We start from the raw sequence: 22,220 nt of genomic DNA, 5'->3' as shown, positions 1-22,220 counted from the left end.
TTTATGCATTTTTAGTCTTAGAAGTTATTAGGTAGTGTTTTGTTTAGACAGTTTTGTAATCAACCCGCCTGAGGTAAATGTTTTTTGAACATAGAGTTATTCCACCGCTTCTCCATACCAGTAGATTTTGTCGCGTAAAAATGGAAAATCCCAATTTTCGGCATAAATATTTTCAAGCTCAGCCGACCAGCCATTTACTGTAGAAGTTTTTCCGTTATCTTTTTTTGCAGCTATATATTTTCCTGTAAGGAAGTTGAATGATTTTGTAATGAATTTTGTGTCTTTCTGATAGGATAATTCATATCCAATTACTTGAGTTTTCTGATTTTTAGTATTAAATCGGCACTTTATTTTTTCAACCAGATTTTTCTTTTCTCCTGAGATATTCGGAATTGATTCCTGATCGGCATATTCGATCCTTACGTTACATACTTTTTTATCTGTTACCGTAAAGAATGTGTAATAAGCAGATTCCTTCTTATTATAGAGGATACTATTATTTAAGAGATTAATTTTGATCTCTTTCTTTTGTGAAGTCAAGAAAATAGAAAGTACACTCTGTACTATTTCATCTTCATTTTTTAGAATTTTGAAATCATCATCTAAACTGTCATTGTCAAATTTTGCGTATAAACTTCCTGCAAGTTCCCTGTCTTTTTCTTTAGTCCATTCTTCTGTCTTGTCCTTTTTTTTAGATGAATTTTTAAGAATTTCTTTAGGTTTATTTTCACAAGACTGCAGAAAAAAAACTAATATAAGCAGGGTAAGTAATTTATTCATTCAATTTGATTTTTAAATTTAATTCCAGATGCGAAGCACAAAAGCATCAAAATCTATGGCAATAGTAATACTAACAGTATAATAAATGGATAGATTATCACATCTATTTTTTTAACATTTACAAATATAACCGAATATCTTACAAATTTATAAAAGCGGAAAATTTTCAAATACATTTTGTACTTTCTGTAAGTCTGAATAAAAATGGTTTTAATGTCATGAGATCATAATAATTCTTAATCAAAACCAATGTAGATATTTTGTTCTCCTATTAAGCTGTAAAAAACTATAAATTTCAACAGTTTTATGAATGTTTTCTTTTTAAAACTGCATTAGTAAAGCGATTCAAAATGACACGTAAGGTACTGATATGCCACTCCTGTCAGGTTTTAAAAATGTCATGTTGTCAGATGATTTTTAAGGCCGGACAGTAAAACTGACAATTTTATTTGGTTTTTTATCTTGGCACAAAGATTGACTTATGCCACATGAGTTTAAAATTAAATCAAAAATTAAATATATAAAAAATGGGTAAAATAATCGGAATTGACTTAGGTACGACGAACTCTTGTGTTTCTGTAATGGAAGGTAACGAAGCAGTTGTTATCCCTAACGCAGAGGGAAAAAGAACTACACCATCTATCATCGCTTTTGTTGAAGGTGGAGAAATTAAAGTAGGTGATCCTGCAAAAAGACAAGCAGTAACGAATCCTACAAAAACGATTGCTTCTATTAAACGTTTTATGGGACACACTTTTGCTGAAACTACAGAAGAAGCAAAAAGAGTTCCTTACAGTGTGGTAAAAGGGGACAACAATACGCCACGTGTGGATATTGACGGTCGTTTATACACTGCTCAAGAATTGTCTGCAATGACACTTCAAAAAATGAAAAAAACTGCTGAAGACTATTTAGGTCAAACTGTAACTGAAGCGGTTATTACTGTTCCTGCTTACTTTAACGATGCACAACGTCAAGCTACTAAAGAAGCTGGAGAAATTGCTGGTCTTAAAGTTATGCGTATCATCAACGAGCCAACTGCTGCGGCACTTGCTTACGGATTAGATAAAAAAGGAACTGATCAAAAAATTGCTGTTTACGATTTAGGTGGAGGTACTTTTGATATCTCTGTTCTTGAATTAGGAGACGGAGTATTTGAAGTATTGTCTACAAATGGTGATACTCACTTAGGTGGTGATGATTTTGACCAAGTTATTATTGACTGGTTAGCTGACGAATTCAAAACTGAAGAAGGTATTGATTTACGTTTAGACCCAATGTCATTACAACGTTTGAAAGAAGCTGCAGAGAAAGCTAAGATTGAATTATCATCTTCTGCTGAAACTGAAATCAACTTACCATACGTTACGGCTACTGCTTCTGGACCAAAACACTTAGTAAAAAAATTATCTAGAGCTAAATTTGAGCAATTATCTGATACTTTAGTAAAACGTTCTATGGAACCAGTTGCTAAAGCATTAAAAGATGCAGGTTTATCTACATCTGATATCGACGAAGTTATCCTTGTTGGAGGATCTACTCGTATGCCAAGAATCGCTGACGAAGTTGAAAAATTCTTCGGTAAAAAAGCTTCTAAAGGTGTTAACCCTGATGAGGTTGTTGCTATTGGAGCGGCTATTCAAGGTGGAGTTTTATCTGGAGATGTAAAAGATGTATTGTTACTTGACGTAACACCTCTTTCTTTAGGTATCGAAACTATGGGTGGTGTTATGACTGTTCTTATCGAAGCTAATACAACTATCCCAACTAAAAAATCTCAAGTATTCTCTACTGCATCTGATTCTCAGCCATCTGTTGAGCTTCACGTATTGCAAGGAGCTAGAGCAATGGCTGCAGATAACAAAACTATCGGTCGTTTCCACTTAGATGGTATTCCACCAGCACCAAGAGGAGTTCCTCAAATCGAGGTTTCTTTTGATATTGATGCAAATGGTATCATCAAAGTAACTGCTACTGATAAAGGAACTGGAAAATCTCACGATATCCGTATCGAGGCTTCTTCTGGATTAACAGCTGATGAAATCGAAAAAATGAAACAAGATGCTGAAGCTAACGCTGATGCTGATAAAATAGCAAAAGAAAGAGCTGAGAAATTGAACGAAGCTGATAGTACTATTTTCCAAACTGAAAGTCAATTGAAAGAATTGGGAAGTAAATTAACAGACGATCAAAAAACAGCTATCGAATTTGCTTTAACTGAATTAAGATTTGCTCACCAATCTCAAGATCTTGAAGCAATCCAAAAAGGATTAGACAATGTAAATGCAGCTTGGAAAACAGCTACAGAAGCAATGTACGCTCAAGGTGGAGAACAAGGTCAACAAGCTGCTCCACAACAAGAGCAATCTGGAGACAATGTTGAAGACGTTGAATTCGAAGAAGTAAAATAATTCTTCTTTAACAATAATGAAAAACCGAGTCAGAAATGACTCGGTTTTTTTATGCTTTTTTTTAACGTATTGCTTGTTAAACCCGACAGGTTTTTAAAACCTGTCGGGTTTCTTTGCGGAATTAGATTATGGGTATTTTTTTACACGTTTTACGTTTTAAAAACCTGTCGGGTTTCGGTTGTGTGTAGTACTGTTTTGAAAGTTATTTTTAGGTTTTATTATAAATCAAGGAATTTCTCTAACGAATCGAAATCTTCATTTTGATTGTGTAAATTTTTTAAGTCTTCTATGTTTTTAAATAATGAAATAACTCTTTCACGTTTTAATTTAGTTGGTTTTTCAGAAACACAAGTTAAATAGGAACTCCAGGGATATTCTATTGGATGTTTACAAAATCCATGATTTACAGGGTTATAATGAATATATTTTATTACAGATCGTAAATAGGTTTCATTATCTATTAACTTTCGTTTAAAAGGTCTTTCAAATAAAGTACCATGTCTGTTATATCCTTTATTGATTGCTTTTGTGTAAGCATTAAATAAATTTCCGAAAGATTGATGTGGAAGAATAATCTTTTTGATTTGATCCTCATTTTGATTTTCCAGTATTTCCTCAGAAGTTTTAATTCGAACTAATAAATGAAAATGATTTTTCAATAAACACCAAGCAAGTGTCTCTGTAATTGGATCAATATGTTTATTGTAAAGCATTAAAAAATATTCATGATTTCGATTTTCCTTAAAGATATTTTCACTGTTAATACCACGATTGTATATATGATAGTATTTTCCAGATTCAAGAGGCTCAATTATTTGCATAGTTTGGGTTATCGATTAGCGGACCCTGCAGATTTTAAAACCTGTCAGGTTTAATAATTAAAAACCGTAAAGGTAATAAAAGTATTACAATTTATATAAGTTAACTTTTGTACAAAATGACAATTGTCATTTCCCATTCGGATTCTTTTTCGTAATATTACTAATGTAAATTTTTTTGAATGAGAAAGATCAAATACAAAAAGGGGCGTAAACTTCAGCACGTAACTTTAGAATATACTGGCTCGCATAAGGGGCATGAAACCGAAATGCAGCTTTTTGTATACGATGATGCTGATGTTGTTGAATATGAAAAGTTTACCGCTGCAGCTTTAAATTCATGTTTTGATTATTCAAAAAATAATTGGCTTAATATTCATGGTTTAAATGATATCAGTCTTATAAAAAATATAGGCTCACATTTTAAACTAGATGATTTTTTATTGGCTGATATTTTAAATACAACCAAAAGAACCAAGTTAGAAGAACAGCAAGATGTTTTATTCTTCAATATAAAATCGCTTTTGCCTTCGGAATATTCAGATAATATCAGCGTTGAGCAGATCAGTTTTATTTTAAAAGACGGAATTTTGATTTCGTTTCAGGAAAAACGAAGTGATTTTTTTACACACATCCGCGAGCGCCTTCGTACACATGCAGGAATTGTACGAACTAAGAAAGTAGATTATTTACTTTATTTGTTATTAGACGCCGTCATGGAAAATTTCTATATTACGATAGAAGATGAAGAAGAAAAAATTGAAGATTTAATCAATTTAGCCAAGAAAGGTACCAAACCAGTTATACTGGAAAAAATTGAAAACCATCGCGATAATTTTAACTTCTTAAAACGTTCCATTGTACCGCTTCGTGATTCTTTATATTATTTAAAAACAATTAAAGATGATGATGAAAATGGTTTAATTCAAAAGGAAACCTTCAATTTTTTTATCAGACTGCATCAAAAAAGTTTAGAACTTCTGGAGCAGATAGAATCGGATATGAGTGCATTAGAAAGTGCTTCTAATTTTTATTTTTCGGAACAAAGCCGAAAAATGAACGAAATTATGAAAACACTTACAATCATTTCTGCCATATTTATTCCGCTTACATTTATTGTTGGAGTGTACGGAATGAATTTTGAAAACATGCCCGAGCTCAAAACACAAAACGGTTATTTTGTTGTTATGGGGATCATGTTTTTGTTGGTAATATCCCTAATAATTTATTTTAAGAAACGACGATGGTTTTAACGTTTGTTCCATTGTAAAAAGAATTGATTTGTATAAATTTGTTATTTAGAATAAATATAAATAATTATGAGTAAAGCAATATATATAGCCACAAGCGATCAAAATAGCGGAAAGTCGATAATCACACTCGGCTTGATGAGTATTTTGATTGGTAAAACAGCTAAAGTAGGTTATTTTAGACCGATTGTAGAAGATTTTGTTGATGGCGAAATAGACAATCATATAGAAACGGTCCTTTCGCATTTTAATCTGGATATTAAATTTGAAGATGCCTTTGCCATCACAAAAAGCAGATTAATTAAGAAAAAGAATAAAGGAAAAATAGGGGAGGTTTTAGACTTAATTATCGAGAAATATAAGCGTCTGGAAGAACGCTTTGATTTTGTTCTGGTTGAAGGAACAAGTTTTACAGGCGAAGGTACTTCGATCGAATTAGACTTAAATGTTTTGATTGCCAAAAACCTAGGAATCCCAACGATTATTATTGGTTCCGGAATTGGTAAAACCTTAGAAGAGCTAGTAGACAGTCTGTATTTGGTTTATGATTCTTTCAAAGTAAAAGAGGTAGAGGTATTGTCTGTTTTTGCCAATAAAGTACAACCCGAAAACATTGAATTAGTTACTAAAAGCCTTCAAAAAAGTCTGCCATCAAATGTTTTGATCAATACGATTCCGCTGATTTCAAGTTTGAATAATCCAACCATGCAGGAAATTGTGAATGTATTAGACGCAAAAGTCCTTTTTGGAGAAAATTACCTCAATAATGAAATTGGTCATTATAGTGTTGGAGCCATGCAATTACACAATTATTTAGTTCATTTAAATGATAATGCGCTGGTAATTACGCCTGGAGACCGTTCTGATATTATTTTGGGAGCGTTACAAGCAAATGAATCGGCTAATTATCCAACAATTTCGGGAATTATTCTAACAGGAAATATCATTCCGGAAGACAGCATTTTAAAACTTATAGAAGGACTTTCTGCTATTGTGCCAATTATTGCTGTAGACGGCGGGACTTATCATATTACCAATAAAATTGGAAGTATCAGATCTGAAATTTATGCTAATAATACACATAAGATAGAAACATCGATTACTACTTTTGAAAAATATGTTGAAATAGAAGCGCTGTCAGAAAGATTAATCACTTTTGAAGCAGAAGGCATGACACCAAAAATGTTTCAATACAATATGGTTAAAAGAGCCAGACAGCATCGTAAACATATCGTTCTTCCAGAAGGGAATGATGACCGAATTATTACCGCAGCATCAAGATTATTAGATATGGATGTGGTAGATATTTCTATTATTGGAGACAAAAAGCAAATTGAGAGCAAAGTTGTAGAACTGGGAATTACATTTGATTTTTCGAAAGTAACTATTATAAATCCGATAGAATCTGAGCTTTACGAAGATTATGCGAATACCTATTACGAGCTTAGAAAAGCTAAAAATGTAAGCATTACAATGGCGAGAGACTTAATGGAAGATGTTTCTTATTTTGGAACTATGATGGTTTATAAAGGCCACGCCGACGGAATGGTTTCTGGCGCCGCGCACACAACGCAGCACACGATTCTGCCTGCATTGCAATTCATTAAAACAAAACCAAATTCGTCTGTAGTTTCTTCTGTCTTTTTTATGTGTTTAGAAGATCGTGTTTCTGTTTTTGGAGATTGTGCCATTAATCCAAATCCAACTGCAGAACAATTGGCAGAAATCGCTATTTCTTCTGCCGAATCAAGTCTGGCTTTCGGAATTGAGCCTAAAATAGCGATGCTTTCGTATTCTTCAGGATCTTCAGGAAAAGGAGATGAGGTTGATAAAGTGAGAACAGCAACGGCAATTGTAAAACAAAAAAGACCAGACTTAAAAATAGAAGGACCAATTCAGTACGATGCTGCAGTCGATTTAAGTGTTGGAAAAAGCAAAATGCCGGATTCTGAAGTGGCAGGACAAGCAAGTGTACTAATTTTTCCAGATTTAAATACCGGAAACAATACTTATAAAGCTGTACAGAGAGAAACCGGAGCTTTGGCAATTGGACCAATGTTACAAGGTTTAAACAAGCCTGTAAACGATTTAAGCCGTGGTTGTACTGTTGACGATATTATCAATACAGTTGTGATTACAGCAATTCAGGCGCAGGGATTGTAATTAATTGTGAATTGTTAATGGTAAATTATGAATTTACTTTGTCTTTAAAATTATCTTTAAATGATAAAAAAACAGTATAAAAACTCAGCATCTTAGCACTTTAAAAAAATGAAAATATTAATAATAAACTCAGGAAGTTCATCAATAAAATATCAATTAATGGTTATGCCGGAAAACGAAGTGATTTGTTCGGGTATGATTGATAGAATTGGATTAGAAACTTCAAATGTAACATTTAAAACAGCATCAAATTCAATAGAAGAAACACTGCCAATTCCAACGCATAAAGTAGGATTGCAAAAAGTGGCCAATATGCTTTTAGATGCAGAAAAAGGTGTCATTAAATCGACTTCAGAAATTACAGCTGTCGGACATCGTGTTGTGCATGGAGGAAGTGATTTTAGCGATACTGTTAAAATTGATGAAAAAGTAAAATCGAAAATCAAGCAGCTTTTTGAATTAGCGCCCTTACATAATCCGGCCAATTTAGAAGGAATAAATGTTGCGGAAGAAATTTTTAGCACAGCAGAACAAGTTGCTGTTTTTGATACCGCTTTTCACCAAACAATGCCTGAAACAGCTTATAAATATGCGATTCCAAATTATTTGCTGACAGAAAATAAAGTACGCGTTTATGGGTTTCATGGAACCAGTCATAAATACGTTTCTGAAAAAGTAATTGATTATTTAGACCAAAATTCTAAAATTATTACGATTCATTTAGGGAATGGATGCAGTATGGCTGCCATTAAAGATGGAAAGTGTATGGATACCACAATGGGTTTTTCGCCGTCTAATGGCTTAATAATGGGAACTCGTGCAGGCGATATCGATCAATCGGTTATCTTTTATATGATAAAAAATCTTGATTATTCTCCCGATGAAGTAAATGCGATTTTACTGAAACAAAGCGGTATGCTTGGCCTTACGGGGTACAGCGATTTACGCGATATAGAATCAGAAGCTGAAAAAGGAAATAAAGACTGTCAGCTGGCTTTGCTAATGAATGCTTACAGAATTAAAAAAACTATTGGTGCTTATACTGCAGTATTAAACGGGTTAGACGCCATTGTTTTTACGGCTGGAATTGGAGAAAATTCTTCTTATATGCGTAAATTAGTTTGTACTGATATGGAATATTTTGGAATTGAATTAGAGGATGAAAAGAATCAGATTCGTTCTAAATCAATCAGAGAAATCAATAAGGCAAATTCAAAAGCAAAAGTTTTGGTTATTCCAACAGATGAAGAATACGAAATTGCAAATCAGGTTTATCATTTGCTGAATAGTTAAAGTATAATTTTATGAAACAATCATTCAAAATTTATATTTTATTGATGTTCGGATTTTTATCTAGTAATTCCTTTTCTCAAAACTATAATCATGTTGTTTTTGAGGTACATGGAGATTTAAATAAAGATGGGCTAGCTGATTTAGTACTTGTAAAAGAAGATAATAAAGACTTGCATAACCCATTTTTGTTAGAAATTAAATTTCAGGAAAAAGATAAAAGCTATCGTACTGTTTTAAGTTCAGAAACGGCGGTAGTAGCTAAATTTCCAGATGGAGATAAAATAACTATATGTTTGTTGGAAAGTATTGAAATAAAAAAAGGAATATTGATTTTTAATCAAAGCTTAATACGAGGAACTTTTACACACAAATTTAGATTTCAAAATAATAATTTTGAATTGATAGGTATACATTTTAGTAGTGCCAATCCGGGATATCTTCTAACTATTGATTATAATCTTTCAACGGGAAAAATGATAGAAGTAAAAAAAGCGTATGAGACAGATAAAATAATTGAAAACAATACAACAATAGAAAAAATTACACCCTTGCCTAATTTAAAAAAGTTTGATCCTTTAGATTATTTATATTAATGCCAGTCGTAAAAAGTATCATCTTTCTAAATTAAATATTTGTGAGTATCTTTGGCTATAAAACCGAATATCTTGAAATCGATACTTTTAAAATTATTTTTCTTCTTTTTCATCGCTTCTCAAATTCAAGCACAAGAATTACTTCCCTTCGTAGAAAATTACAATAAATCTGATTATCAAGGTGATAATCAAATCTGGAATGTAGCGCAAGGAAATGATAAAGCCATATATTTTGCCAATAATCATTATTTAATGCGTTATGACGGCGTAAAATGGGAAAAATACACACTTCCTAATAAAACTATTATACGTTCAATTCTAATTGAAGGAGATCGTATATATTCTGGTTCGTATAAAGAATTTGGATATTGGTACAGAAAAGAAGCTAAGATGCATTATGTTTCTATCACCAAAAATCTTCGTTTGTTTGACGAAAAGGATAATGAAGAAATCTGGAAAATTTTCAGATTTAATGGCTCACTTTATTTTCAGTCGTTTAATGATGTATTTATTTACAGCGGAAAAAGAATTCAAAAAATAAAATTTCCATTTTTAATTTCATATTGCTTTTCTGTAGACAAAAATCTTTACGTTGCCTCTGTACAAAAGGGAATCTTTAAGATGAACGGCAATCGAATTGCAAATCCTAAAGGATGGAATATTCTAAAAAATACCGTTGTTCACGCTATCGAAAAATATAAAAACGAAACCTACATTTTTACGCAAAAAAAAGGAGTTTTTATTGTCGAGAAAAACGGGCTTAAATCCTGGAATAATCCATTAAACGAAACTCTGAAATCAACTACAATAAATGCAGCCAAATTTAAAGGAAATAAACTTGTTATCGGAACAGGAAACAAAGGGGTTTTTATTTTAGACTTAAACTTAAATTCATATAAAAATATCGATCGGAGCAACGTTTTAATGAACAACTCAATTTTGAGTATGGGATTTGATAAAGAAGACGATTTGTGGCTTGGTCTGGATAACGGAATTGCACACGTAGAAATTAATTCTCCTATCTCTTTTTTCTATGATAATTCAGGAATATTGGGTTCAGTTTATTCTGTTGCCACTACCAATAAAGGTTATTTAATTGCGTCAAATCACGGTGTTTTTGAGTTTGATTCGGGTAGATTTAATATGATGCCAAATACTCAGGGACAGGGCTGGAACATTACAAAAGTCGGTGCAAAATATATTATAGGTCACAATGATGGAACATTTTCTTATGATAATGGATCGCTCACTAAAATTAACGGCGTAAGCGGCGGCTGGAATATGTCTAAAAGCAGTATAAATAATACTTATTTTCAATCTACTTACAGCGGTATTTTGGTATATGATGATCCTTCAAATTTATCGCATTATAAAATGATTAAAGGCCTTGCAAAGCCTATAAAATATGTTGCTCAAAATAAAAAAAATGAAATTTGGGCTGCAGATAATTATCGAGGTTTATACCGAGTTTTATTAGATGATAATTATAAAACCATAAAAATTGAAAATGTTACGCAGCAAAGTAAAATTGAAAATGATTTTGGAATAAAAGTTTTCGAATTTAGAAAAGAAATACTCTTCCTGATAAACGATTCCTGGTATACCTATAATTCTATATCTAATAAATTGGAAGAGAATGAATTGTTTAATTTGAATTTTAAAAATGTTACCGATGTAATATCTATCGATGAAGATCATTTTATGGTTTTGCAAAATGGGATATTATATCATATTTATGCCGAAGGAAATAAGTTTATCTGGAATATTATTCAGGAGAAATATTATAAAGGAAAACTGATCAATGAAAATTTACGAATTTTTAAGAATGGTAATTATTATTTATTTAATCTGGATGATGGTTTTATATCGCTTAAGCTTGAATACAATAATCAGCAGCATAAAATTATAAAAGTAGAAGCTTTTAGTAATGATGCACTGGTGGCGAATGATTCGAAGATTAAATTCAATACAGAGCTTAGAATCAATGTGGTTTCTGGAATTTATGGAGCCAGCAAGCCAAATTTGTTTTACAGGCTAAACAAAAGCAAAAATTTCACGCCAATTTCTGACGGAGTTATTTTACTTAATAATCTTAACAGCGGTAATCATTCGCTTGTTATTTATAAACACGATGGAGCCAGCTATGAAGAAGTGACAAGCTTTGATTTTAGAGTAGCACAACCATGGTATTTTTCTTTCTGGATGATTTCACTCTATTTATTGGTTATAGCAGCAGTTTTGTTTTTTTATTATAAATGGAATAAATTTCGTTACACACAAAAACTAAAATTACAAGGTGAAGAACTAAAGCATCAAAGGGAAATTCTTGAAATGGAATTAAAAGCCGAAAACGAATTGAACGTTCAGGAATATGAGAAGCATATTCTTGAATTAGAATTGCAGACCAAATCATCTGAAGTGGCGGGAAAATCTTTATCTATCGCCAAGCAAAGTGAAATGATTGAAAAAATCCAAAATATTTTAGAATCAGAAAAAGATTTTAACAGACTTAAAAGTGATATTAAAAAAGCGATTAAGATAAATGAAGTGAATAAACACGAATGGGAAATTTTTGAAACCAATCTAAATCAAATTCATAATGAGTTTATTATTAATCTAACTAAAAAGTTTCCGAACCTTACTCCAAAGGATATTAAGCTGTGTGTTTATCTTAAAATGAATCTTTCTTCTAAAGAAATTGCTCCCTTAATGAATATCTCATTTAGAGGTGTAGAATTGCACAGATATCGCCTCAGAAAGAAATTAAATCTTGTTCAGGACGAAAACCTGTCAAAATTTTTATTAACTGTGTAAGATTCATATGTATTTTTTAAACATATTATATTTTTAGATATGTTTTTTTACATAATTCCAATACATCATTACTACATCATAAGGGTATGTTAAAGGAAAAATATGGAGTTCCAAATTATTGATTTATAGCTTAGTAATAAAGATTTTTGATGTAGTGATGTAGCTATGTAGTAGTATGGTTTGATGTACTACAACGTTGTAATTGTTTAATTTGGCTCTACTAACTTAAACGATTACGAACTGTATGAAAAATTTTATTTTTAGCTTTTTAGCGCTCTTGTTACTGCCAACATATATGATTGGGCAGACGCAAGCAATTAAAGGGAAAGTAGTAGACGGCACAGGAATGGGAATTCCTGGAGCAGTAATTAGTGCTCCTGAATCAAGAACAACTGCCGATGCAGATTTCGACGGAAATTTTACAATTAACGCCAAGGTTGGTGAATCCTTAAAAATTTCGATGTTAGGCTTTGATGCTGTTTCTGTAAATGCCACTGCAGGTGTGATGTCAATTACATTAAAAGAAGCTGGTGATACTGCTTTAAAAGAAGTAGTTGTAATTGGTTATGGTACCAGAAAAAAAATCGATAATACTTCGGCAATTACTTCATTAAAAGCAGAAGATGTTACAAGAACAAAGGTATTAAATGCTTCTCAGGCTATTCAGGGTAAAGCTGCTGGAGTTCAAGTGACTTCTTCAGATGCTCCAGGAAGCACACCTTCTGTAGTTATTAGAGGTTTAGGTACTGCATTGGGAGGAAGAAATCCATTATATATTGTGGATGGTATGCCAACGGAAAACATCAATAATATCAATACAAATGATATTACTTCTTATGAAATTCTAAAAGATGCTTCATCTCTTGCAATTTATGGTACTAGAGCTGCAAATGGGGTTATCATTATTACTACTAAAAAAGGTAAAGGAGACAAAATTTCTGTAGAAGTGGAAAGCTTTGGTGGTATCAGAACGCCGCTTAAGAAAGTAAAAATGGCAGATGCTAATCAATATGCAAGCTATTCTAACGCTTCTTTAGGAACAAATAGATTCTCTACAAATCAGCCTGTTAATACAAATTGGTTTGATGAAATTACAAGAACTGGTAGTTACACTCAAAATAACATTTCTATTTCTGGTGCTTCAGAAAATGTTAAATACTTTTTTAGTGCAGGTAACTATCAGGAAAAAGCGATTCTTAACGGCTTAGATTACAGCCGTACAAGTTTTAGAAATAACAATGAATTTAAACTTTCTAAAAAAATCACTTTAAATCAAAACTTTAGTTTTACAGCGGCTAATTCTACGCCAAAACCATTAAGTGCATTTACAAATGCATACAAGCAGTCGTCAATTGTTCCTGTGCGTTTTGCAAACGGTCAATATGGTGCGCCATTTGCAGATGCAAGCGGAGTAGCAAGTCCAACAGGCACTTCATTTAACAATGTTGGTAATCCTGTATCACAATTAGATTTTTACAACGAAGAACAAAGAAGTATTACACTTCAAGGTGGTTTGAAATTGGATTATGAGATTTTAGAAGGTTTAAAGTTTACTTCACAATTTAATGGTGAATACTATACTTGGAAAAATTATAATTTTGAGGATACTAAAAATGTTTGGTTAGCTGCTAATCCTACGCGTAAAGACGGAGATTATTCAAGTACTGATCCAATTAATTTATTGACTAGAGGAAGAGAGCAGTATTTTAACTGGAACTTATCTAACTATTTGACTTATAACAAAGTGTTTGCTAAAATTCATGATGTTGAATTAACAGCAGGTATCGAAACTTCTGTAAAAGGTCCAAGAGAAAAATTAGTAATTACTAGAAAAAACGTAAGTCCTGATTCTAACTATTGGTCTTTATATAATGCGACAGATGCAAAAGGTGTGGATTATTCTGGTACTGTTACAAATTTGCAAGATATTGTATTTAATGAAAGTAAATTAGCTTCTTATTTCGGTCGTTTCCAATACAAATTAATGGACAGATACTTATTAACTGGAACTATTAGACGTGATGGATCTTCAAACTTTGCAAAAGATTATCGTTGGGGAACTTTCCCATCTGTAGGTCTTGGATGGATTATGACTAAAGAAAGTTTCTTGTCGGATATTAAAGGAGTAAATTTAATCAAATTAAGAGGAAGCTGGGGTAAATTGGGTAACCAAAATGTACCATTAAACAGCCAAAGTTATAATTCTGGATTAAACAGTTATTTAGGAGGTTCTATTTTATATGAAGGAACAAGTATCACTTCTCAAATTGACCCTTCTTTAACATGGGAAATTACTGAAGAAGCTTCTGCTGGTGTAGATTTCGAATTTTTGGACAGCAGACTGAAAGGATCATTTGATGTTTATAACAAAAATACAGATAACGTAATTTTATATGTAAAACCTTATCCAACTTCTGGAATTACAACGGCTTCTCCTTCTCATGTTGGTGAAGTTTCAAACAAAGGTTATGAAATTGCTTTACGTTGGGATGATAAAATTAATGATAATTTAAGCTACTGGGTTGGAGGTAATTTCTCTCACAACAAAAATGAGCTTACAAGCTTAAAAAATGTTTCATTATCTCAAGTTATTGGAGGTAATTTAGGAAATGGTCAAGATACTAAATTATTATACAATAACTCAATTGGACAGCCATTAGGTAGTTTCTATCTTTATGAATATGCAGGTGTAGATCCAGCTAATGGAAACATGCTTTATTATAATGCTGCAGGTGCTAAAGTGACTCAAGATGCTTTATCTGCAACAACAGATAAAAAATATGTAGGTTCAATTTTACCAACTTCTAACTACGGAGTTTCTTTAGGACTTGTTTACAAAAACATAGATTTCTCTGTTGACGGTTATGGTACTGGAGGAGCAAAAGTATACAATGGTAAAAAAGCACAGCGTTTCGGAGGTGAAAATATCGAATCTTCTATGACAAATGATTATTGGAGTTCAACAAATACAACGTCTCAGAATCCAAGACCATTTAATACTGTTCCTGTTGCTTCAACTTATTATATGGAATCTGCTGATTTCTTCAGAATCAACAATATTACTGTAGGTTACAAACTTCCTCTTAAAGAAGATCAATTTATTAGTTCTTGCAGAATTTATCTTAATGCAATCAACCCATTTATCACACAGAAATATTCAGGTTTCTCTCCTGAGTTAAATGGAGATGGTAATCCTTACGGAACACAAGGTGTTGAATTGGATGCTTACCCAACATTAAGATCATTTGTAATTGGTGCTAATTTAAAATTTTAATATTATGAAAAAGATATATATATCAATCTTCGTGTTATCGGCATTTACTTTTACAGGATGTGCTGATGATTACCTGGATGTTAAACAAACTGAGACTATTTCTACAGATGATATCGAGTTGTTTAATAACGACAATGGAGCAAAAACGTTTGTAACGTCAATTTACAGTAAATTTTTAGACTGGGACATGAGTTCATTCGGATGGATTGGATTAGCAAGCATTACATCTGATGATGCTGATAAAGGTTCAACTCCTAGTGACACAGGTACTGATAAAGATGTTTTGGATGCCTTAACTTACAATGCATCAAACCCGTCTGCTGAAAGTACATTTAATGCAAACTATGACGGAATTAACAGATGTAACCAAGCATTAGAAATTCTGCCTAAATTAAGCAAAGCTGATCCTGCATTAAGAGAAAGATTAATGGCTGAAGCAAAATTTTTAAGAGCTTTCATGTACTTTACTTTGGTAAAATGTTATGGAGGAGTTCCTATTGTAGACCACATATCAAAAATTCCATTATCAGCAGAAGACAAAGCAATGCAGTTAACACGTAAAACAGCTGCTGAAGTGTATACTTTTATCGAAAAAGATCTAACTGAAGCTGCAGCAGTTTTACCAAATAAATCTCAATATGCAGATGCTGAAAAAGCTAGAGCTTCAAAAGGAGCAGCTTATGCTTTATTAGCAAAAGTAAGTTTGTATCAGAAAAAATGGCAAAGTGTTGTTGATAACTGTAATCTGGTTACAGGGTATAGTATCTCTCCAGATTATGCAAAAATGTTCAGATTAGAAGGAGAAAATGATGGGGAATCTATTTTTGAAATAAACGGTAATGGTGCAGTACCGGCTCGTGGAATTCAAGGATATTCTAATACTCAAGGTGTTCGTGATGCATGGGGATGGGGATTCAATCAGCCTTCTCAAAGTTTAGTAAATGCTTATGAGACTGGTGATGTTAGAAAAAATGCAACGATTATTTTTAGAGGTACAACTTTATATGACGGAAGAGTAATTCCTACAATAAGTGCAGATGATCCTAATCCGAGATATAATTATAAAGCTTATTCTTCTGCCTATACAAGTGCATGGGAAACAGATGCTAACATTAAATATTTAAGATATGCTGAAGTATTATTAATGAAAGCGGAAGCCTTAAATGAATTGGGACAAACTTCAGAAGCAATTCCAGTATTAAACGCAATCAGACACAGAGCTGGTTTAGGTGATACTCCAGCTGCTTCTCAGGCAGCAGTTAGAACTGCTATCTGGAAAGAAAGAAGAGTTGAGTTAGCTTTTGAATTTGACAGATTCTTTGATTTAGTTAGAACTGGTCAGGCAAAAGATGCTTTTGCGGTAGATGGAAAAGTATTTACAGTAGGTAAAAACGAATTATTCCCAATTCCGGCATCATTTCTTTTGATAGCGGAAGGAATGTCTTCTCAAAATCCTGGATATAATTAATATTCATATTATCACTTCCTTTTAGTTTCTAGAAGGAAGTGATTATTTATTACAATCTCAAAATCTTTATAATGATTAGAATTTCAGTTTTATTTTTAGCTTTTGCTTTTTTTAGTTGTGGTTCAAATTCAGATAAGCAAAAAGAAAATCAACAAACTTCGGTTAAAAAAATAACAGACGAACAGCTTTTAGATGTTGTTCAAAAACAAACTTTTAAATACTTCTGGGATTATGCTGAACCAAACTCTGGATTAGCAAGAGAACGTTTTCATCCAGACGGGAATTATCCTGAAAATGACGCTCACATTGTAACAACCGGAGGCTCTGGTTTTGGATTAATGGCAATTGTTTCAGGTATTTCAAGAGGATATGTTACAAAAGAAGAAGGGGTAAAAAGATTAGACAAAATTGCCGATTTTCTTGCAAAAGCAGATCGCTTTCACGGGGCATGGTCACACTGGATTGATGGAAATACGGGAAAGGTTAAACCATTTGGAATCAAAGATAATGGAGGAGATTTAGTCGAAACATCATTTTTAATTTCAGGAATGATTACCGTTCGTGAATATCTAAAAACAGGAAATGAAAAAGAGAAAGCTGTAGCTGCTAAATATGATGCATTATGGAAAGGTGTAGAATGGCAGTGGTTTACCAATAACAAAAATGTATTGTACTGGCATTGGTCGCCAACATACGATTGGCAGATGAATTTTCCGCTAGAAGGATATAACGAATGTTTGATTACCTATATCATGGCAGCATCTTCACCAACGCACGCAATAGATGCCAAAGCGTATCATGAAGGATGGGCGAGAAGCGGCGGTATTGTTTCTTCTAAAACAAAATATGACATTCCGTTAATTCTCAAACACAATGGAGCAGAAGAATTTGGCGGGCCATTATTCTGGACACATTATTCTTATGTTGGACTTGATCCGAATCAATTAAGTGATAAATATGCCAATTATTTTGATTTGAACAAAAATCAAGTTGAAATCGATTACAAATATTGTATTGAAAATCCCGGAAAGTTCAAATATTACGGACCAGATTACTGGGGATTAACAGCATCTTATTCCAGAAATGCTGATGGTTCTGTGGGTTACGATGCCCATATGCCAAGCAATGATAAAGGTGTTATCTCGCCTACTGGTGCAATTAGTTCTATTGTTTACACGCCCAAAGAATCACTTGCAGTAATCCGCAATTTGTATGAAAACCATAAAAATGAAACTTGGGGAGAGGCAGGTTTTTATGATGCAGTAAGTCTGCAGAATAATTGGACGGCAAAAAGATATTTGGCAATTGATCAGGGGCCAGAGGTAGTGATGATAGAAAATTATCGTTCGGGCTTATTATGGAAACTGTTTATGAATGCTCCAGAAGTAAAACAAGGGTTATTAAAACTCGGTTTTAAATCAGGTAAATACGGAATTTAAAACGCATTAAATGAAATATAAAATAGCATTACTGACTTTTTTATTTTCTCTATTTGGTTTTGCACAAACAGACACAAGTGGAAAATTGAAAACAGTGACCGTAACCAAATATGAATTGGGTTATGCATTGCACAAGCCAGCTAATACAAAAGATAAAAAGCCATTAATAGTTTTTATTTCGGGTGATGGAGAAAAAGGAACAGACATTGAAAAAGTAAAGATTCATGGTCCTTTAAAATATCTGAAAACACATTCATTAGACGCTTACGTTGTGGCGCCGCAATGTAAAGAAGATGAAAATTGGGATGTAGAATCGATTTATCAATTGATTTTAAAAATTCAACGAGAAAATAATATCGATCCAAATCGCATCTATGTTACTGGTTTGAGTTCAGGAGGCTGGGCGACTTGGAATTTAGCGCTTTCGCATCCGGATATGTTTGCAGCAATTGTCCCGATATCAGGGTTTGTTGATTTAATTCAATTGGAAGATGCTTGTAAAATAGCCAGCATTCCAACCAGAATTTATCACGGATTATTAGATGATGTTGTAAAAGTAGATTATGCTGTGACGATTTACAAAGAATTAAAAAAATGCAATGCGGGAGATGTAGAGTTGACCATATTTGATGATGCGGGACATGACAGCTGGACAAGAGTTTTTGACAATCAGGCAATTTATGACTGGATGTTGAAACAGGTAAAAAAGAATACAAACAAATAAAAATAACAGAATGAAAAACAAATTAGTCTTACTTTTTTTAGGATGTGCTGTTTTGGGTTACGCTCAGAAAAAGAACACTAAAAATACAGTGAAAATTAAACCAAAGTCTGAATTTGTAGCAGAGTTAATTTCTAAAATGACTTTAGACGAGAAATTGGGTCAGTTAAACTTACCAACGTCAGGAGATATTACTACAGGACAAGCCAACAGCTCTAATGTAGCAAAAAATATTGCTGAAGGTAAAGTGGGAGGTTTGTTCAATATTAAATCGGTTCAAAAAATTAAAGAAGTACAAAAAATTGCTGTTGAACAAAGCCGTTTAAAGATTCCATTGCTTTTTGGTATGGATGTTATTCACGGTTACGAAACAACATTTCCAATTCCACTTGGGCTTTCTTGTACGTGGGATATGGGTTTAATTGAAAGAAGTGCGCAGATTGCAGCTCAGGAAGCAAGTGCAGACGGTATCAACTGGACATTCTCTCCAATGGTAGATATATCTCGTGATCCAAGATGGGGAAGAGTTTCTGAAGGTTCAGGAGAAGATCCTTATCTAGGAAGCCAGATAGCAAAAGCTATGGTAAACGGATATCAGCAAAAAGATTTATCAAAAAACAATACGATTTTGGCTTGTGTAAAACACTTTGCATTATATGGAGCACCAGAAGGCGGACGTGATTACAATACTGTAGATATGAGTCATATCAGAATGTTTAACGACTATTTCCCTCCATACAAAGCTGCAGTTGATGCTGGTGTAGGTTCTGTAATGGCTTCTTTTAATGAAGTGGACGGAATTCCTGCAACAGGAAACAAGTGGTTAATGACAGATGTTTTGAGAAAACAATGGGGGTTTAAAGGATTTGTGGTAACAGATTTTACCGGAATTCCGGAAATGATTGAACACGGAATGGGTAATTTGCAAGATGTATCTGCTTTGTCACTAAATGCCGGCGTTGAAATGGATATGGTTGGCGAAGGATTCTTAACAACTCTTAAAAAATCTTTAGACGAAAAAAGAGTTACTATCGCACAGATTGATAACGCTGTAAAACTTATTTTAGAAGCAAAATACGACTTAGGATTATTTGAAGATCCTTATAAATATTGTGATGAAAAAAGAGCAAAAACTGAAATCTTCACCGCATCAAGCCGAAAAGAAGCACGTCAGATTGCCGCACAATCTTTGGTTTTATTAAAAAATCAAAATCAGGCTTTACCTCTTAAAAAATCTGGGACTATCGCACTTATCGGACCATTGGCAGATGCTAAAGAAAATATGCCTGGTACTTGGAGTGTAGCTACAAAAATGGAAAATGCTGTTTCATTGCTGGCAGGAATCAAAGAAGTTGCAGGAAAAGACACTAAAGTTTTATATGCAAAAGGAAGTAACTTAGACTACGATGAAACTTTTGAAACCAATGCAACAATGTTTGGTAAAACATTACACCGTGACGGCCGCTCTAAAGAAGAATTATTGGCAGAAGCACTAAAAATAGCAAATCAATCAGATGTTATTGTTGCTGCTCTTGGAGAATCTGCAGAAATGAGCGGAGAGTCAAGCAGTCGTACCAATTTAGAAATTCCACAAGCACAAAAAGATTTATTACAAGCTTTACTAAAAACAGGAAAACCTGTTGTTTTAGTTTTATTTGATGGACGTCCTCTAGTATTAAACGAAGAAAACGCTACAGTTCCTGCAATTTTAAATGCTTGGTTTGCAGGAAGCGAAGCTGGTTATGCAATTGCAGATGTTTTGTTTGGAGATGTTAATCCTTCTGGAAAATTGACAACAACATTTCCAAGAAGCGTTGGTCAGCTGCCAATTTATTATGCACATAAAAATACAGGAAGACCTCTTTCTAATTCGGAAGGTAAATTCGAAAAATTCAGATCAAATTATATTGACGAAAGAAATGAACCATTATTTCCTTTTGGGTTTGGTTTAAGCTACACCACATTTGATTATTCAAATGTGAAAATTTCATCAGATAAAATGAATTTCAACGGAAAAGTTACTGTTTCTGTTGAGGTAACAAATACGGGAAGTTTTGACGGAAAAGAAACCGTTCAATTATACATTAGAGATTTAGTAGGATCTGTTACAAGACCTGTTAGAGAACTAAAAGGTTTCCAAAAAATAACACTTAAAAAAGGTGAAAAACAAACTGTGAATTTTGCAATCACAGTAGAAGATTTAAAATTCTATAATTCTGATTTACAGTTTATAGCTGAACCTGGGATGTTTGATGTTTTTGTTGGAACAAATTCAAACGCAGACAAGAAAGTTAGTTTTGAATTAACTAAATAGTTGGTTATTGATTAGTGTAAAGCCCTTCGTTTGGAGGGCTTTTTTTCTAGAATCAAGAGTCTTTTTTGTAAAATTTTAACTACGTTTATTATGAATGATTTTAAAATATCTCGATCTCTTTTCTTTTTATTCATTACAATTATTTTTTCTTCCTGCTGTACTCAAAATGCTATTGTAGCTCACCGCGGCGCATGGAAAAAAAACAACCTGCCAGAAAATTCTATTGCCGCACTTAGACACGCAATTGATTTGAAAAATGCAGGTTCAGAATTTGATGTTTGGAGGACAGCTGATGATTCGCTTGTAATCAATCACGATGCACACTATAACAAAATGCTTATTGAAGAGACAAAATACGTTGATTTGGTAAAATTTAAACTTTCAAATGGAGAAAAGCTTCCCACTTTATATGAATATATTATTGAAGGTAAAAAAAATAACAAACACACTCTTTTGGTTTGCGAAATAAAACCATCAGAAATAAGTAAAGAACGAGGAAAAACGACAGCCTTAAAAACCGTTGAACTCATAAAGAAACTCAAAGCTGATAAAAATACCTGTTACATTAGTTTTGATTATGATATTCTAAAACAAATTAGAGCAGTAGATGCAAAAACTTCTCTTCAATATTTAGAAGGAAATAAATCTCCAAAAGAAGTTAAAGCAGACAAAATTAATGGCATTGATTATCATTATTCTGTATTTAAAAAACATCCGGAATGGATAAAGGAAGCTAAGGATAATAAAATTATTCTGAATGCCTGGACAGTAAATGAAACGGCAGATATGGATTGGATTATTAATCAGAAATTCAATTACATAACCACAAATGAACCTGAACTTTTAAGCGAAAGATTAACTATTAAAAAATAATCTGGCAGA

At 32.9% G+C, this 22,220-nt stretch carries 14 protein-coding genes; 12 read left to right on the top strand and 2 right to left on the bottom strand.

Annotation, left to right across the window (positions count from 1 at the left end):
- Positions 1-96: 96 nt before the first annotated feature.
- The gene (locus tag B0A68_RS17850; protein WP_035683458.1) at positions 97-780 is read right to left on the bottom strand and encodes a hypothetical protein; all 684 of its coding nucleotides are present in this window, start codon (positions 778-780) and stop codon (positions 97-99) included.
- 527 nt (positions 781-1,307) lie between these two features.
- On the opposite strand from B0A68_RS17850, the gene dnaK reads away from it, so the two are divergent.
- Positions 1,308-3,191: a molecular chaperone DnaK gene (dnaK, locus tag B0A68_RS17845; protein WP_035683455.1), complete on the top strand. Its 1,884-nt coding sequence runs from the start codon at positions 1,308-1,310 to the stop codon at positions 3,189-3,191.
- A 218-nt stretch (positions 3,192-3,409) separates the two neighbouring features.
- On the opposite strand, the gene B0A68_RS17840 is transcribed toward dnaK, so the two are convergent.
- On the bottom strand, positions 3,410-4,012 hold the full coding sequence (locus B0A68_RS17840; RefSeq protein ID WP_035683453.1) for a transposase: 603 nt from the start codon (positions 4,010-4,012) through the stop codon (positions 3,410-3,412).
- A gap of 179 nt (positions 4,013-4,191) precedes the next feature.
- Between B0A68_RS17840 and corA the strand changes: the two genes are divergently transcribed.
- The 11 genes from corA to B0A68_RS17785 all read left to right on the top strand — a co-directional run bounded on the left by corA (position 4,192) and on the right by B0A68_RS17785 (position 22,211).
- Complete coding sequence (corA, locus tag B0A68_RS17835; protein WP_035683450.1) at positions 4,192-5,262, top strand: magnesium/cobalt transporter CorA; 1,071 nt, start codon at positions 4,192-4,194, stop codon at positions 5,260-5,262.
- Positions 5,263-5,328: 66 nt separating this feature from the next.
- On the top strand, positions 5,329-7,422 hold the full coding sequence (pta, locus tag B0A68_RS17830; RefSeq protein WP_035683449.1) for a phosphate acetyltransferase: 2,094 nt from the start codon (positions 5,329-5,331) through the stop codon (positions 7,420-7,422).
- Positions 7,423-7,530: 108 nt separating this feature from the next.
- Positions 7,531-8,715 (top strand): acetate/propionate family kinase, encoded by a 1,185-nt coding sequence (locus tag B0A68_RS17825; protein WP_035683446.1) that lies wholly within the window; start codon positions 7,531-7,533, stop codon positions 8,713-8,715.
- 11 nt (positions 8,716-8,726) lie between these two features.
- Positions 8,727-9,308: a hypothetical protein gene (locus B0A68_RS17820; protein ID WP_051892532.1), complete on the top strand. Its 582-nt coding sequence runs from the start codon at positions 8,727-8,729 to the stop codon at positions 9,306-9,308.
- A gap of 72 nt (positions 9,309-9,380) precedes the next feature.
- Positions 9,381-12,122: a helix-turn-helix and ligand-binding sensor domain-containing protein gene (locus tag B0A68_RS17815; protein ID WP_035683445.1), complete on the top strand. Its 2,742-nt coding sequence runs from the start codon at positions 9,381-9,383 to the stop codon at positions 12,120-12,122.
- 244 nt (positions 12,123-12,366) lie between these two features.
- Positions 12,367-15,396: a SusC/RagA family TonB-linked outer membrane protein gene (locus B0A68_RS17810; protein ID WP_035683442.1), complete on the top strand. Its 3,030-nt coding sequence runs from the start codon at positions 12,367-12,369 to the stop codon at positions 15,394-15,396.
- Between the two features lie 4 nt (positions 15,397-15,400).
- A complete protein-coding gene (locus B0A68_RS17805) occupies positions 15,401-16,864 on the top strand; it encodes a RagB/SusD family nutrient uptake outer membrane protein (RefSeq protein WP_051892530.1) in 1,464 nt (487 codons plus the stop codon).
- 71 nt (positions 16,865-16,935) lie between these two features.
- Positions 16,936-18,303, top strand: coding sequence for a glucoamylase family protein (locus B0A68_RS17800; protein WP_035683440.1), 1,368 nt, complete (start codon positions 16,936-16,938; stop codon positions 18,301-18,303).
- Positions 18,304-18,313: 10 nt separating this feature from the next.
- A complete protein-coding gene (locus B0A68_RS17795) occupies positions 18,314-19,027 on the top strand; it encodes a carboxylesterase family protein (RefSeq protein ID WP_035683437.1) in 714 nt (237 codons plus the stop codon).
- A gap of 10 nt (positions 19,028-19,037) precedes the next feature.
- Positions 19,038-21,338: a beta-glucosidase BglX gene (gene bglX, locus B0A68_RS17790; RefSeq protein ID WP_035683435.1), complete on the top strand. Its 2,301-nt coding sequence runs from the start codon at positions 19,038-19,040 to the stop codon at positions 21,336-21,338.
- Between the two features lie 90 nt (positions 21,339-21,428).
- On the top strand, positions 21,429-22,211 hold the full coding sequence (locus B0A68_RS17785; protein WP_035683432.1) for a glycerophosphodiester phosphodiesterase family protein: 783 nt from the start codon (positions 21,429-21,431) through the stop codon (positions 22,209-22,211).
- The last annotated feature ends 9 nt before the right edge of the window (positions 22,212-22,220 follow it).

This window comes from Flavobacterium reichenbachii (assembly GCF_002217435.1).
In the GTDB taxonomy this organism is placed as follows: domain Bacteria; phylum Bacteroidota; class Bacteroidia; order Flavobacteriales; family Flavobacteriaceae; genus Flavobacterium; species Flavobacterium reichenbachii.
Note: the sequence above shows the minus strand (reverse complement) of the source record. Positions and strands in the feature narration are given on the sequence as shown.